This window comes from Nocardiopsis sp. RV163 (genome assembly GCF_001029525.1).
GTDB classification, from domain to species: Bacteria; Actinomycetota; Actinomycetes; order Streptosporangiales; family Streptosporangiaceae; genus Nocardiopsis; species Nocardiopsis dassonvillei.
Window position 1 is genome coordinate 1 of record NZ_LEKI01000152.1, and the last position, 13,661, is coordinate 13,661.

Sequence of the window (13,661 nt, forward strand, 5' to 3'; positions counted from 1 at the left end):
GGGTTAGCCTCGATTCGGGGGCGCTGCGGTCTGCCGTGGCCGCCGTGCGGCGCCCCCGTGTTCCATGATCCCAGCGCGCCCGTCCGGCGTGCAACCGGCTTCCACAGCCTGTGGACAACCGCGCACCACCGCCCGGCCGATCCCCAGCACTCGCCCCGCGCAGACTCGGCTGCCCTGCACGGTCCGAGCCCGCCGCCCCGCGCACGCTCACACACCGCTCACGCGGCCCCACAGCCGCGCACACGGACGGGGGCGCCCCCTGGTCGGGAGCGCCCCCGTCCGACGCTTTCACGCGTCTCACAGGCGCTCGTGCGGCTCGGCGCCCGCCGTCGGCTACTTGCCCGCGGCGTCCTTGTCGAGCTTCTCCACGATCAGCCGGTACAACTGGCGGGGACGGCCCGGCTGGAGGGTCCGGTTGGGCGGCAGCGGCCACGCCAGCCCTTCCTCCACCAGGGTCCGCAGCAGCCGGCGCGCGGTCCGGGAGGTGACACCGAGCATCCGCCCGGCGTTCTCCGCGTCGACCACCAGCGGCCCGTCCTCCTCGGCGATCTTCTCCGAAAGCCGAATCAGCGTCTCGCGTCCCTTGGTCCGCAGCGGTTCGGAGGACTGCCGTGCTGGCGCGCGCTGGGCGGGCACCAGGGAACGGCCCTCGCGGTCCACCGCGAAGCTCTGCCGCGACGCCTGGGCGCGGTTCAGCGCGGCCCGGGCGTGGGCCTCGGCGTCCTGGGTGGTCCGCCCCATGCCGATGCCGACCTCGATCGCGATCCCCAGCTCCGCCTTGATCCGCTCCACGAACGGCGGCTGCCGGAAACCCTCGGTCGCGGTCACGAGCGACCCGCGAGTCGCCGTCACCATGAACGAATGGTCGTCCAGCCGGTGCGCCGTGGCGTTGATCCGGTGGGCCTCCTGGAGCAGCAGCCTGTGCAGGGACAGCCGCAGCTCCTCCCGCCAGTACCGGGGCGTCGAACGCCGCGTCGAGTCCCGCAGGGTGGGCACGTCGACCACCACCACGCCCAGCTGGGCCTCCTCCAGGCGGTGGTGCGCCCCCAGCAGACCCGCGGTCTGCAGGGCGCTGCGCACACCCGCGTTGGTGGGCCGCAGCCTGACCACCGGCACGCCGATGGCCTCCAGGCGCTCGGCGACCCCGCGCACGCAGGTGATGGCCATCTTGGTGGCCTTGCGCCGCCACAACCCCTCGTGGAAGGACGTGAGCTGCGCGGTGTTGGTGAGCTCCTCGTGCACGTGGATCCCGTCCACGGGCAGGTCGACCTCGGAGTAGGCCTCCACCACGTCGGCGCGGCTGAGCACGTCCAGACTGGCTCTGGTCGGGTCGTAGCGCTCGTCCAGGGTCGCCCGGAGCAGGGCCTCGTGCAGGCTGGCCCCGCCGAGGGGCACGAAGGTGGCGGGCATCGTCAGCACACCGGCCTTGCGCGCGAACTCGTAGGGGACAGGGCTGGCGAACAGGTACGCGTCGATCGCCGAACCCAGCCTGACGACCTTGTCCGTCGCCTCTTGCTCATCTCGGTACGCGGCGGCGATGAGTCTGGCGTTGAGGGGCCCCGTGGACCCCGGACCCATGAGCATGACCCGTTCGACCACCTCATGGGGTCCTATGACGCCGATCGTCAAATCGCCAGTACGCTGGGCACTCACCTCGGGTTGCTCCCCGCTACCATTCCACGCTCTTCACTATGTGCGCCCACTGGTTTCCCGACCCGATCTCTGTCACGGCATGATTGCCGAGATCGTACCCATTGTGCGGGGCCAAAGAAGATCGTTTTCCATATCAACGCCGAAAGCCCGGGTGGGAGGCGGGCTCCCACCCCGGCTTGAACTGCGCTTTCGGCTCCCTACGAGACGACGACGCGCTCCACGTCAGCGCCTAGCGCAGCGAGCCGGGTCGCGAACTGAGCGTGACCGCGGTCCACCAGATAGCCGGGCGCCACGATTGTCTCACCTTCGGCGACCAGTCCGGCGAGGACCAGGGCCGCACCGGTGCGCAGGTCGTGGGCGATGACCTCGGTGCCGCGCAGGTCGGTGGTGCCGTGCACGATCGCGCGGGTGCCCTCGACCTCGATCTTGGCGCCCATCTTGGTGAGCTCGTCGGCCAGGGCGAACCGGCCGTCGTAGATGGCCTCGTGGATGTAGCTCTCGCCCTCGGCCAGGGTGGCCAGGGCCATCAGCGGCGACTGGAGGTCGGTGGCGAAGCCGGGGAAGGGCGAGGTCACGGCGTTGATCGGCCGCAGCGGCACCGACGGGTCCCGGTGGACGTGCAGGACGGCGCCCTCCTGGGAGAAGCCCACGCCCATCTGCTCCAGCTTCCAGCGGGCCACGCCCAGGTGGTCCAGCTGGGCACCCACGAGGCTGACGTCACCGCCGGTGGCGGCGACGGTCATCGCGAACACGCCCGCGTCGATGCGGTCGGACATGATGGTGTGCTCGACCGCGGTGAGTTCCTTGACACCCTCGACGGTGATGAAGCCCGTGCCGCCGCCGCTGATCTTGGCGCCCATGGCGCTCAGGAAGTTGATGACGTCGATGACCTCGGGCTCCAGGGCCGCGTGCTCGATCACGGTGGTGCCCGGAGCCAGCACCGCGGCCATGATGAGGTTCTCGGTGCCCGTGTGGGACGGGGTGTCCAGGTACAGGCGGCCGCCGCGGAGGTTGCTGGCCTCGACGTTGATGTGGTTGCGCTCGGGGTCCTCGGTGACCTCGGCGCCCAGGCGCGCGAAGCCCCGGTAGTGGAAGTCCAGGTTGCGGCTTCCCAGGTTGCATCCGCCGACGCCCTCGATGCGGGCGCGGCCGGTGCGGTGCATCAGCGCCGGGACGAAGAGCACGGAGCCGCGGAAACGGGCCGCGATATCGGCGGGCAGGACGGCCCGCTCGGGGTCGTTGAGGTTGGACGCGTCGATGACGACGGTGCGCTCGGCCTCGTGGAACTCGACCTTGGCACCCACGTGCTCGGCGAGCTCCAGAGCTCGGTAGACGTCCTCGATGACCGGGACGTTCCGCAGCACCGTACGGCCCCTGGCCGCGAGGAGGGCGGCCCCGATCATCGGCAGGACGGCGTTCTTCGCGCCTTGGATGAACGCCGTTCCACTGAGGGGGCGTCCGCCGCGGACGCGGTAACGAACCTCCTGGCCCATGCTCATGTGCTCCTTTGTGAGGCAGATGTGGAAAAAAGGTCACCCTCGTCGGGCTTCGCCTGTGTGCGTATGAGACGCGGGTTTCCCCTGGAACGTTGCGACATCATGCGTGTGACCTGCGCGGCCAGTGAACCGGTGTTCGCGAGAACTCTATAGCACCCGTTCGCATGTACCGGTCCAGGACGTGGTATACCCGCAGATCGGGGGGTGGAGTCCCGCCAAACGGCCAAAGAGGTATTCCGCCAACGGGAAAGACCGGGGATGCCGTGCGTATGGTTGTTCGCCCGCCTCCGGTGACCCGCACAACGTCACCACCATACGTGCTCTCGGACCCGAATCGGCGGTCGCGTGCGTCGAATCACCCCCGCGCGGTGCCTCACAGGGCGGGCTTCGTCCCGGTCAGACGCTCGTAGATCTCCACGTAACGGTCAAGAGTGCGCTGTACCACGTGTTCGGGCAGCTCCGGCGGCGGCGTCTCCGAGGCGCGGTCCCACCCGGACTCCGGCGAGCGCAGCCAGTCCCGAAGGACCTGCTTGTCGAAGGAGGTCTGCGGCCCGCCCGGCGCCCACGTGTCGGCGGGCCAGTAGCGGGAGGAGTCGGGGGTGAACACCTCGTCGGCCAGCACCAGGTTCCCCGACGCGTCGCGCCCGTACTCGAACTTGGTGTCGGCGAGGATGATGCCGCGCTCGCGGGCCAGCTCCCGGCCGCGTCCGTACACGCGCAGGGTGAGGTCGCGCAGCTCGGCGGCCAGTTCGTCCCCGTGCGCTGCGGCGACGGCCTCGAAGGAGACGTTCTCGTCGTGGTCGCCCACCTCGGCCTTGGTCGCCGGGGTGAAGATCGGCTCGGGCAGTTCGGAGCCGTCGACCAGTCCGTCGGGCAGCGCGATCCCGCACACGGTGCCGCCCGCCCGGTACTCCTCCAGGCCGGAACCGGTCAGGTAGCCGCGCGCCACGCACTCCACCGGCACCATGTCCAGCCTGCGGCACACCAGGGTCCTGCCCGCCCAGTCGGCGGGGGCGCCCTCGGGGACGACGTCGGACACGACGTGGTTGGGCACCAGGTCGCCCAGCCGCTCGAACCACCACAGGGAGAGCTGGGTGAGCAGCCGCCCCTTGCCGGGGATCTCGGTGGGCAGCACCCAGTCGTAGGCCGACACGCGGTCGCTGGCGACCATCACCAGCGCCCCGTCGGCCGCGGCGTACAGTTCGCGCACCTTGCCGGTGTGCAGGTGGGTGAGCCCTTCGACCCGGACGGGTTCGGGCCTGACGACGAAACCGCTCACGGTTTCCCCTCTCCTAGCACCGGCCGCCGGGCGGCGCCGGGCGGGTTGTCCACAGGTTCGGGAAGGGGCTGTGGAACGTGCCCCGGTCCGTGATGGACTTGGAAAGGGGGCCTCGAACCCCCTCCCCGTCGGGGTGCCCTGGGCACGCCCGCCCTCAGGCGTGCCCGCACCCCGCTACAGCTCGGCCGCGGCGCGCTCGGCGATGTCGGTGCGGTGGAACGAGCCGCGCAGCTCGATGCGCGCCACGGCCTCGTAGGCCCGCTCGCGCGCCTGGCGCAGGTCGACCCCGGTGCCGACGACGTTGAGCACCCGGCCCCCGTTCGACCGGACGCCGCCCGAGCCCTCCCCCCAGTCGGTGCCCGCGTGCAGCACGTACGCGCCCTCCAGCGAGTTGGCCTGGTCCAGACCGCCGATGGCGTCGCCCTTGACCGGGTCGCCGGGGTAGTTCTCGGCGGCCACCACCACGGTGACGGCGGCGCCCGGCTTCCACTGGAGGGAGCCGACGCTCCCCAGGCCTCCGGTGTCGGTGGCCTGGAGGACGGCGCCGATCGGGGTGGCCAGACGGTCCAGGACCACCTGGGTCTCCGGGTCGCCGAACCGGGCGTTGAACTCCACCACGCGCGGACCCCGCGACGTGAGCGCCAGCCCCACGTACAGCAGGCCCTGGTAGCGCTTGCCGCGCCGGTTCATCTCCACCAGGGTCGGCCGCACGACCGACTCCATGACCTCGTCCACCAGACCGGCCGGAGCCCACGGCAGCGGCGCGTACGCGCCCATGCCGCCCGTGTTGGGCCCCTGGTCGCCGTCGTAGGCGCGCTTGAAGTCCTGCGCGGGCAGCAGCGGTAGGGCGTGCAGCCCGTCGCTCAGCACGAAGAGGGACACCTCGGGGCCGTCGAGGAACTCCTCGATGACCACGCGGCCGCACTCGCGGGCGTGCTGTTCGGCGAGGGCGCGGTCCTCGGTCACAACGACGCCCTTGCCCGCGGCCAGGCCGTCGTTCTTGACCACGTAGGGCGTGCCGAACTCGTCGAGCGCCTCGGACACCTGGCTGGCGGTCCTGCACACCCGCGCCTTGGCGGTGGGCACCCCGGCGGCCTCCATGACCTCCTTGGCGAAGGCCTTGGAGCCCTCCAGGCGTGCGGCCCCCTGGTCGGGGCCGAACACCGGGATGCCCCGGTCGCGCAGGGCGTCCGCCACACCGGAGACCAGCGGGGCCTCCGGTCCGATGACGACCAGCTCGGCGCGGATGCGCGCGGCCAGCTCGGTGACGGCCAGGCCGTCGGTCACGTTGAGCACGTGGTTCTCGGCCAGCTCCGAGATGCCGGGGTTGCCCGGGGCGCTGTGGATGCTGGTGACACCCGGGTCCAGGGACAGGGCGCGGACCAGAGCGTGCTCGCGGCCTCCGCCGCCGAGAACGAGGGCTTTCACTACTGGGGGCCTCTTCGTGTTGAAGGCGGACAGAGGGGGGTCAGACCAGGGAGCGGAGCTGGAGCGTCTCGTCGCGGCCGGGTCCGACACCGATGGCGGAGATCGGGGCCCCCGCCATCTCCTCAAGGGTACGCACGTAGGCCTGTGCGTTCTTGGGGAGTTCGTCGAACGTCCGGACGCCGGTGATGTCCTCGGACCAGCCGTCGAGGTACTCGTAGACGGGCTTCGCGTGGTGGAAGTCGGTCTGGGTCATCGGGATCTCGTCGTGGCGGACGCCGTCGACCTCGTAGGCCACGCACACGGGGATGCGCTCCAGGCCGGTGAGCACGTCGAGCTTGGTGAGGAAGAAGTCGGTGACGCCGTTGACCCGCGTGGCGTAGCGCGCGATGGGCGCGTCGAACCAGCCGCAGCGGCGGTTGCGGCCGGTGGTGACTCCGTACTCGCCGCCCTGGGTGCGCAGCCACTCGCCCTGCTCGTCGAGCAGCTCGGTGGGGAAGGGGCCCGAGCCCACACGGGTGGTGTAGGCCTTGAGGATGCCCACGACCTTGGTGATGCGAGTGGGGCCGATACCGGACCCGGCCGCCGCGCCGCCCGAGGTGGGGGAGGAGGAGGTCACGAACGGGTAGGTGCCGTGGTCGATGTCCAGCAGGGTGCCCTGCGAGCCCTCCAGGTACACCGTCTTGCCCTCGTCGAGCGCCTTGTTCAGGATCAGGGAGGTGTCGGCGACGTAGGGGCGCAGCTGCTCGGCGTAGCCCAGGTACTCCTCGATGATCGGCTCGGCCTCCAGGCCGCGCCGGTTGTACACCTTGGTGAGCAGCTGGTTCTTGTCGTGCAGGGCCAGCTCGATCTTCTTGCGCAGGATCTTGGGGTCGAACATGTCCTGGACGCGCACGCCCTGGCGGGAGACCTTGTCGGCGTAGGTCGGGCCGATGCCGCGCCCGGTGGTGCCGATCTTGCCCTTGCCGAGGAAGCGCTCGCTGACCTTGTCCAGCGCCCGGTGGTAGGGCATGATCAGGTGCGCGTTCGCCGAGATGAGCAGGCGGGACGTGTCCACGCCGCGCTCGTTGAGGCCGCGCAGCTCCTCCAGCAGCACGCCCGGGTCGATGACGACCCCGTTGGCGATGACCGGCACCACGTTCGGGGACAGGATGCCCGAGGGCAGCAGGTGCAGGGCGTACTTCTGGTCGCCGATGACCACGGTGTGCCCGGCGTTGTTCCCGCCCTGGTAGCGCACCACGTAGTCCACGCGGTCGCCGACAAGGTCGGTCGCCTTGCCCTTGCCCTCGTCGCCCCACTGGGCACCCACGAGCGTGATCGCCGGCATTGGTCTCTACCTCTTCGCTCGACACCTGACCCGGGGCTTTCCGGCCCCGAACACGGAAAACCCCTGGCGCAAGGCTGCGACAGGGGCCGTTGCGTATTGAGGGTACACGACCAGGGCATCCGGGTTAAGTGGGGCACCGTGGCACGTGCGACACACGGGCCCCACCAGAACCGGGGAGGGCGAGGCGTGGACGGGCCGTCCGGAACCCGTGCGGGGCCCGGACGACCCGGCGGTCGGCGGGCGGGCGTGTCAGCCGTTGAGCGCCTCGTCGGCCTCGGCGCTGGACTCGCGCAGGAAGGCGGCGCAGCGCTCGGCCTCGTCGGTGTCACCGATCTCCGCCGAGGCCCTGCCCAGGGCGTGCAGCGCGCGCAGGAAGCCCCGGTTGGGCTCGTGCTCCCAGGGGATCGGGCCGTGGCCCTTCCACCCCGAACGGCGCAACTGGTCCAGGCCGCGGTGGTAGCCGGTCCGGGCGTAGGCGTAGGCGGCCACCGGCTGGCCGTCGGCCAGGGCCAGCTCCGCCAGCCGCGCCCACGCCGCCGAGTACTCGGGGAAGCGCCCGGCGACCGGTGTGGGGTCGTCGGCGGAGGCGAGGGCCTCGCGGGCCCCGGGGTTGTCGGCCAGGCGCGTCTCGGGCGGCTCGTTGAGCAGGTTCTGGTGCAGGTTCATGGCCCCCATCCTGCCACCGTGCGGCCTGGTCCGCCTGAGGACTCCGTGCCACCCGGCCAAGCGCTCCCCCTCCCACCGGAGCCGCGCACGGGGGCGGGGAGGGGACGAGCCAGCAGCGCCCCCGGAAAACGCGGTGCCCGGCGGCCGAGGCCGCCGGGCACCGTTCGCGGACCGCCGAACCGGTGGCGGGACGCGACTACTTCATCTTGTTGCCCGCGGACTTCAGGTGCTGGGCGGCCTCCACGATACGGGCGGCCATGCCGGCCTCGGCCGCCTTGCCGTAGGCGCGGGGGTCGTAGGCCTTCTTGTCGCCGATCTCGCCGTCGATCTTCAGCACGCCGTCGTAGTTCTTCATGATGTGGTCGACCACGGGGCGCGTGTAGGCGTACTGCGTGTCGGTGTCGACGTTCATCTTCACCACGCCGTACTCGATGGCCTCGTGGATCTCCTCCGTGGTGGAGCCGGAGCCGCCGTGGAAGACGAAGTCGAACGCCTTGGCCCGGCCGTACTTCTCGGCGACGGCCTCCTGGGCCTTCTTGAGCACCTCCGGGCGCAGCTTGACGAAGCCCGGCTTGTAGGAGCCGTGCACGTTGCCGAAGGTCAGGGCCGTCATGTAGTAGCCCTTCTCGCCCAGGCCCAGCACCTCGGCGGTGCGCAGGGCGTCGTTCGGCGTGGTGTAGAGCTTCTCGTTGATCTCGCCGACGATGCCGTCCTCCTCACCGCCGACGACGCCCACCTCGATCTCCAGGATCGTCCGGGCGGCCTTGGAAGCGGCCAGCAGCTCCTCGGCGATCTGGAGGTTCTCCTCCAGCTCGACCGCCGAGCCGTCCCACATGTGGGACTGGAACAGCGGCTCCTGACCCTTGGCCACGCGCTCCTTGGAGATCTCCAGCAGCGGGCGGACGAAGCCGTCGAGCTTGTTCTTGGGGCAGTGGTCGGTGTGGAGGGCGATGTTCACGGAGTACTTCTCGGCCACGACGCGGGCGAACTCGGCGAAGGCGACCGAGCCGGTGACCATGTCCTTGACCGTGGCGCCGGACAGGAACTCCGCGCCGCCGGTGGAAATCTGGACGATGCCGTCGCTTTCGGCCTCGGCGAAGCCGCGCAGGGCGGCGTGCAGCGTCTGGCTGGAGGTCACGTTGATGGCCGGGTAGGCGAAGCCCTCGGACTTCGCGCGGCTCAGCATCTCGGTGTAGACCTCGGGGCTGGCGATGGGCATGCTTGACTCTCCCTGGATTCGGCCTGGAGCGAGCGGCCGCCGGTATCACGCCGACGGCACCCCACGTGCGTTGCCCCGGTGGAGACGGACGTCGGGGGGAGGCGGCCCTCGGGCCGTGCGTCCGGGTGTGTCCACCAGGTGTCACCCAAGTATCCCGAATACCCGGAGCCGTTGAAAAGGTCTAGACCAAATTGCTCGGTGTTGTCGGTGTAGACGCAGTTGGCGGGGGTCGGCGGCCGGGCTCCGCGCGCCCGGTTTCGACGGAGAGTGACCCCTCCATCCCCGTTGTGACGGAATCGCGGGGGGCGTGGGGCTTCCAGGCGACTGCTGTCGCTTTTTGCCGTGATACGCGCTACATTCGACGCCGTGGGAAGGCATAGGAATGATCCTCGCGGCGTTGGCCAGGTAATAGCCATCGTCGGGGCCGTCGTGCTCCTGGTGGCGCTCCTGGCCCTGGGCGGTTTCTTCCTCTACCGCTCCCTCCCCGGCACCAGCGTGAGCGCCAACGCCTCGGAGACCGCGGGCGAGAGCGCGGAGCCCAGCAGCATGGGCGTCCTGTACGTCCGCGTCGTCGGAGAGTCCAGCGACGTCTTCGTCCGCGTTCCCGGCGGCGACGTCCTGATGGACCAGAACATGAGCCGGGGCCAGTCGGTCAACTACGCGACCGCCGTCGAGGGCCTGGAGGTCGCCATCGGCGACCCCGCCGCCGTCGAGGTCTTCGTCGACGGCGACGAGCGCGACGTCTCCGACCGCGAGCCCGGCTTCAGCTTCACGATCGACCCGCAGGAGGGCTGAGGCCGTCCGGGGCCCGGACCCCCTCGGCGGCACCCGTCCCACGGAGAAGGGCCGCCGGAACGCCCGCGCGGCGCCCCGCGGCCCGCGGTTGCTAGACGTCCAGGTCGGAGACCCCGTACACCGCCCGGTACTCCAGGCCCTCCTCGGTGACCCGCTCGCGCGCGCCCCGGTCCAGGATCAGCGCGACCGCCACCACCTCGGCGCCCGCCTCGCGCAGCGCCTCCACGGCCGTCAGCACCGAGCCGCCGGTGGTGGAGGTGTCCTCCAGGGCGAGCACGCGCCGCCCGCGCACGTCGGCCCCCTCGATCCGCTTCTGGAGGCCGTGCGCCTTGCCCGCCTTGCGCACCACGAAGGCGTCCAGCGTGCGCCCGCGAGCGTGCGCGGCGTGCAGCATGGCGGCGGCCACGGGGTCCGCGCCCAGCGTCAGGCCGCCGACGGCGTCGAACTCCAGGTCCGCGACGTTGTCCAACATGACCGAGCCGACCAGCGGCGCGGCCTTCCCGTCCAGGGTGACCCGGCGCAGGTCGACGTAGTAGTCGGCCTCCATGCCCGAGGACAGGGTCACCTTGCCGCGCACGACCGCCTTATCGTTGATCTGACGCAGGAGTTCATCACGTTCGCTCATGATCAGTGAGCCTAGAACACCGGACGGGACGCGGGCGCACCGCGTCGCCCCCGGTGGGAGGGACGGCCATGCCGCAGTCCGGGGACACGGTCCGGGTGGAGACCACCGTCGACAGCAGGGACGGCGCGGAACGGCTGGCGCGGTCGGTGGTCGAGCACCGGCTGGCGGCCTGCGCGCAGGTGAGCGGGCCCATCACCAGCTTCTACCGCTGGGAGGGCCGGGTCCGGGCCGACGAGGAGTGGACGGTGGTGGTCAAGACCGCCGCCGACCGGCTGGACGAGCTCACCGCGCACCTCGGCGAGGTCCACCCCTACGACGTTCCCGAGGTCGTCGCCGTGCCCGTCACCGGAGGCAGCCCCGCCTACCTGGAGTGGGTGCGCGGCGAGACCCGGGGAGGCACCTCCGCGTGATCGCCGTCCTGCTCCCCCCGACCCTCGGCGGACCCACGCGGCTGCCCGGCCTGGCCGACCGGTTGGCCGGGTACGGCATCACCGCCGTCCGCCCCGAGGTGGGCGGCGACGAGCACCCGCCGCACGCGGCCCGCTACGTCGCCCGCGCCAGCTTGGAGGTCAACCGCCTGGTCGCGCCGGACGCGCCGACAGCCCTCGTGGCCGAGGGCGGTGCCGGACCGCTGCTGGGCGCCGTGGGCGCGGCCCAGCGGGCGGCGCACCGGCCGGTGTTCGGCTACGTGCTGGTGGACGCGTTCCTGCCCCAGCCGGGCGGCCCCACCCGCGCGGACGTCGCGAGGACGCAGAGCCCAGAGGGCGCGGCCCCGGACACGGCGGTCCACCCCGGGGAACCCGCCGGCTACCGGACCGAGCCGCTGCCGACGGTCTCCGACTGGCCGGACGCGCCGTGCGGCTACCTGCTCACCGACCCGGGCCTTCGCCATGCGGCCCGCCTGGCGCGACTGCGAGGCTGGAGCGTGCGCGAGGCGGCCCCGGATGAGGCGTCCGAGGCCCTGGCCGCGCTGCTGGTGGAGCTGCGCGGCGGCTCCTGAGCCGCCGCCCGGACCGGTGCCGGGGCTCCCGGGCCGGTTCGGTGCTCCCCCGGCGGTGCCGGGGGCGGGACGCGCGGTTCCGGACCTCGGAGCCGGGCGTCGGAAAACCGGATGACACCGCCGGGCGGGCTCCGGAGAATCGGCGCATGATCACCGACCACTTCCCGCCCCTGGGCCTGCGGCTGACCACACCGCGCCTCGAACTGCGGATCCCGTCCTTCGACGACCTCGGGCGACTGGCCGGGGTCGCGGTCGGGGGCGTCCACGACCCGGACACGATGCCCTTCACCGAGCCCTGGACCGACCGGCCGCCGGACGAGCTCGCCCTCGGGGTGGTGCAGCACAACCTGGGGGTCCTCGCCTCGTGGAAGCCACGGGACTGGGGCCTCAACCTCGTCGTGGTCCACGAGGGCGCCGTGGTGGGCGTCCAGGACATGCGGGCGCGCGACTTCGCGGTCACGCGCCAGGTGGGCACCGGGTCGTGGCTGGGAAGGGCCCACCAGGGCCGGGGTATCGGCACCGAGATGCGCGCCGCCGTGCTGCACCTGGCCTTCGAGGGGCTGGGAGCGGTGGCCGCGGTGTCGTCGGTGTTCGAGGGCAACACCGCCTCGGAGCGGGTCTGCGAACGCCTGGGGTACCGCGGGAACGGGTTCGACCTGATCGAGGTGAGGGGAGAGCGGGTGGTGGAGAACCACTACCGGCTGACCAGGCGGGACTGGGCGCAGCACCGCACGGTCCCGGTCGCCGTGACGGGCCTGGAGCCGTGCCTGCCGTTCTTCGGGCTGGACGGGGCCGGGGCGGAGTAGCGCCGGGCGCGCCTACGGCGAGGGGGTCGGCGCGGTGTCGGCGGCGGCCGAGCCGGGCCCGCGCGCGGTCACGAGGGGGACCAGCAGGCCGACCAGGAGGCCGGTCAGCATGCCCAGCCCGGTGACCACGCCGCTGACGAGGGGCACCCAGTCGGGGTGCCCGGTGAGGGCCATCGCCAGCCCCGCGGCGCCGAGCACCGACATGTAGACGGCGACGCCCAGGAGCGAGCGGGTCCGCCAGTGCCGGGCCAGCGGGAGGAAGTGCAGACCGACGGCGAGGGCGATCCAGGCCACGTTGGCCTGCATGGGCGCGTCCAAGGCGCGCAGCACCCGGATGCCTCCGAAGAGCAGGACCGCCTCCAACAGCACGACCGCGCCGTAGAAGGCGTCGAACCGTATCCGCGGCCCCTCGCGGCCGGGTTCCGGGCCGGGACCGGACCGGCGGCCCGTGACCGCCGTCAGCGCGACCACCCCGACGAGCGCCGCGACCGCGAACACCCGCAGCACGAGGGCGACGGTGGGATCGAGCGGCGGCCCGGAGTTGGCCAGGACGAAGGCGAGGCCGAAACCCGCGCCGATGAGGGGTCCCGCGAATCGCGTCATCGCGCGAACGTACCAGCGTGCGAGCCGGAGTCCAAGGGTGTCTTCGAGCCGTTCGTCCCCCCGCTCCTTCCCGGAGGCGCCGCATCACGCAGCGCGTTCGCGCGGCGGGTGCGCCGCGGCCCGGACGGAACCGCTAGCGGCGGACCCGGACGACCACCGTGCCCGCCGCCTTGTCGTGGAGGCACTTGCGGGTCCTCCCGTCGCGCAGGGGCCACAGGACGTTGGTGACCGACCAGGGCAGGAGCCAGTTGACCGGGTTGGTGTGCCCGGGCGCGTAGAGCAGCGCCCGGACGAGCGCGCGACCGGCCCCGACCCTTCCACCGCCGTCGGACCGCACCACCCACAGGCCCATGAGCATCTTGCCGACCGACCGTCCCCACAGGCGGACCTGGAGCCACTCCGACACGATGGGCAGCAGGAAGAAGTTGAAGATGTAGACCACCATGAAAGCGGTCTCGCCGGGGCCGCCGTCCATCTCGCCGCCGCCTATGGCTGCGCTGACGAGGGTTCCCAGCAGCATCATGGCGAACCAGAGGACACCGAAGACGATCGTGTCGAGAAGCCGGGCCACGAAGCGCACCCCCATCTCGGCGCGGCCGATCTCGGGGTTGTGCGGGTTCCAGTGCCCCGGGTCGGTGAGCGCCGGGGGAAGCCAGTTCTGCGGCGGTGGGTAGTAGCCCTGATGCCCGTGCGCGTAAGGGGTCTGGTGGGGCGCGGGGTACACGGGGGCCTGCGGTGGCGCCGCGTACGCGGGCGCGCTCGGGGCC

Annotated in this window: 14 protein-coding genes; 4 read left to right on the forward strand and 10 right to left on the reverse strand. The window is 71.9% G+C overall.

Translation table 11 applies throughout. The annotated features are described in order from the left end of the window. Positions 1-333: 333 nt before the first annotated feature. From ABD54_RS21395 to fbaA, 7 genes are all read right to left on the reverse strand, one after another. Positions 334-1,599 (reverse strand): hypothetical protein, encoded by a 1,266-nt coding sequence (locus ABD54_RS21395; RefSeq protein WP_013155632.1) that lies wholly within the window; start codon positions 1,597-1,599, stop codon positions 334-336. A gap of 251 nt (positions 1,600-1,850) precedes the next feature. After that, entirely contained in the window at positions 1,851-3,146 is a 1,296-nt protein-coding gene (gene murA / locus ABD54_RS21400) for a UDP-N-acetylglucosamine 1-carboxyvinyltransferase (protein WP_047871316.1), read from the reverse strand. A gap of 376 nt (positions 3,147-3,522) precedes the next feature. Further along, a complete protein-coding gene (locus ABD54_RS21405) occupies positions 3,523-4,428 on the reverse strand; it encodes a phosphoribosylaminoimidazolesuccinocarboxamide synthase (protein ID WP_047871317.1) in 906 nt (301 codons plus the stop codon). Positions 4,429-4,602: 174 nt separating this feature from the next. Beyond that, positions 4,603-5,856: a phosphoribosylamine--glycine ligase gene (gene purD / locus ABD54_RS21410; protein WP_047871318.1), complete on the reverse strand. Its 1,254-nt coding sequence runs from the start codon at positions 5,854-5,856 to the stop codon at positions 4,603-4,605. Positions 5,857-5,896: 40 nt separating this feature from the next. After that, entirely contained in the window at positions 5,897-7,180 is a 1,284-nt protein-coding gene (locus tag ABD54_RS21415; RefSeq protein ID WP_047871319.1) for an adenylosuccinate synthase, read from the reverse strand. A 249-nt stretch (positions 7,181-7,429) separates the two neighbouring features. Beyond that, positions 7,430-7,846 (reverse strand): DUF3151 domain-containing protein, encoded by a 417-nt coding sequence (locus tag ABD54_RS21420; protein ID WP_047871320.1) that lies wholly within the window; start codon positions 7,844-7,846, stop codon positions 7,430-7,432. A gap of 196 nt (positions 7,847-8,042) precedes the next feature. Continuing rightward, entirely contained in the window at positions 8,043-9,065 is a 1,023-nt protein-coding gene (gene fbaA / locus ABD54_RS21425) for a class II fructose-bisphosphate aldolase (protein WP_047871321.1), read from the reverse strand. Positions 9,066-9,473: 408 nt separating this feature from the next. Between fbaA and ABD54_RS21430 the strand changes: the two genes are divergently transcribed. Continuing rightward, positions 9,474-9,860 carry a RodZ domain-containing protein gene (locus ABD54_RS21430; RefSeq protein WP_047871327.1) on the forward strand — a complete coding sequence of 129 codons (387 nt, stop codon included), beginning with the start codon at positions 9,474-9,476 and terminating at the stop codon, positions 9,858-9,860. Between the two features lie 91 nt (positions 9,861-9,951). On the opposite strand, the gene pyrE is transcribed toward ABD54_RS21430, so the two are convergent. Continuing rightward, the gene (pyrE, locus tag ABD54_RS21435) at positions 9,952-10,485 is read right to left on the reverse strand and encodes an orotate phosphoribosyltransferase (RefSeq protein WP_047871322.1); all 534 of its coding nucleotides are present in this window, start codon (positions 10,483-10,485) and stop codon (positions 9,952-9,954) included. Positions 10,486-10,553: 68 nt separating this feature from the next. Between pyrE and cutA the strand changes: the two genes are divergently transcribed. The 3 genes from cutA (at position 10,554) to ABD54_RS21450 (ending at position 12,291) form a co-directional block, all read left to right on the forward strand. Next, entirely contained in the window at positions 10,554-10,895 is a 342-nt protein-coding gene (cutA, locus tag ABD54_RS21440) for a divalent-cation tolerance protein CutA (RefSeq protein WP_047871323.1), read from the forward strand. Then, on the forward strand, positions 10,892-11,485 hold the full coding sequence (locus ABD54_RS21445) for a hypothetical protein (protein WP_047871324.1): 594 nt from the start codon (positions 10,892-10,894) through the stop codon (positions 11,483-11,485). The genes cutA and ABD54_RS21445 overlap by 4 nt, the downstream gene beginning before the upstream one ends. A 146-nt stretch (positions 11,486-11,631) precedes the next feature. Next, positions 11,632-12,291 carry a GNAT family N-acetyltransferase gene (locus ABD54_RS21450; RefSeq protein WP_047871325.1) on the forward strand — a complete coding sequence of 220 codons (660 nt, stop codon included), beginning with the start codon at positions 11,632-11,634 and terminating at the stop codon, positions 12,289-12,291. A gap of 12 nt (positions 12,292-12,303) precedes the next feature. On the opposite strand, the gene ABD54_RS21455 is transcribed toward ABD54_RS21450, so the two are convergent. Then, positions 12,304-12,894 carry a hypothetical protein gene (locus ABD54_RS21455; RefSeq protein WP_047871326.1) on the reverse strand — a complete coding sequence of 197 codons (591 nt, stop codon included), beginning with the start codon at positions 12,892-12,894 and terminating at the stop codon, positions 12,304-12,306. A 133-nt stretch (positions 12,895-13,027) separates the two neighbouring features. Then, positions 13,028-13,661 (reverse strand): RDD family protein (locus ABD54_RS21460; RefSeq protein WP_047871328.1); only part of this gene is annotated, 634 nt, incomplete at its 5' end.

Excerpts from the sequence above, each read along its gene's own strand:
- murA (WP_047871316.1), bottom strand. The coding sequence starts at position 3,146 with ATGGGCCAGGAGGTTCGTTACCGCGTCCGCGGCGGACGCCCCCTCAGT.
- ABD54_RS21415 (WP_047871319.1), bottom strand. The coding sequence starts at position 7,180 with ATGCCGGCGATCACGCTCGTGGGTGCCCAGTGGGGCGACGAGGGCAAG.
- ABD54_RS21420 (WP_047871320.1), bottom strand. The coding sequence starts at position 7,846 with ATGAACCTGCACCAGAACCTGCTCAACGAGCCGCCCGAGACGCGCCTG.
- fbaA (WP_047871321.1), bottom strand. The coding sequence starts at position 9,065 with ATGCCCATCGCCAGCCCCGAGGTCTACACCGAGATGCTGAGCCGCGCG.
- pyrE (WP_047871322.1), bottom strand. The coding sequence starts at position 10,485 with ATGAGCGAACGTGATGAACTCCTGCGTCAGATCAACGATAAGGCGGTC.
- cutA (WP_047871323.1), top strand. The coding sequence starts at position 10,554 with ATGCCGCAGTCCGGGGACACGGTCCGGGTGGAGACCACCGTCGACAGC.
- ABD54_RS21450 (WP_047871325.1), top strand. The coding sequence starts at position 11,632 with ATGATCACCGACCACTTCCCGCCCCTGGGCCTGCGGCTGACCACACCG.
- ABD54_RS21455 (WP_047871326.1), bottom strand. The coding sequence starts at position 12,894 with ATGACGCGATTCGCGGGACCCCTCATCGGCGCGGGTTTCGGCCTCGCC.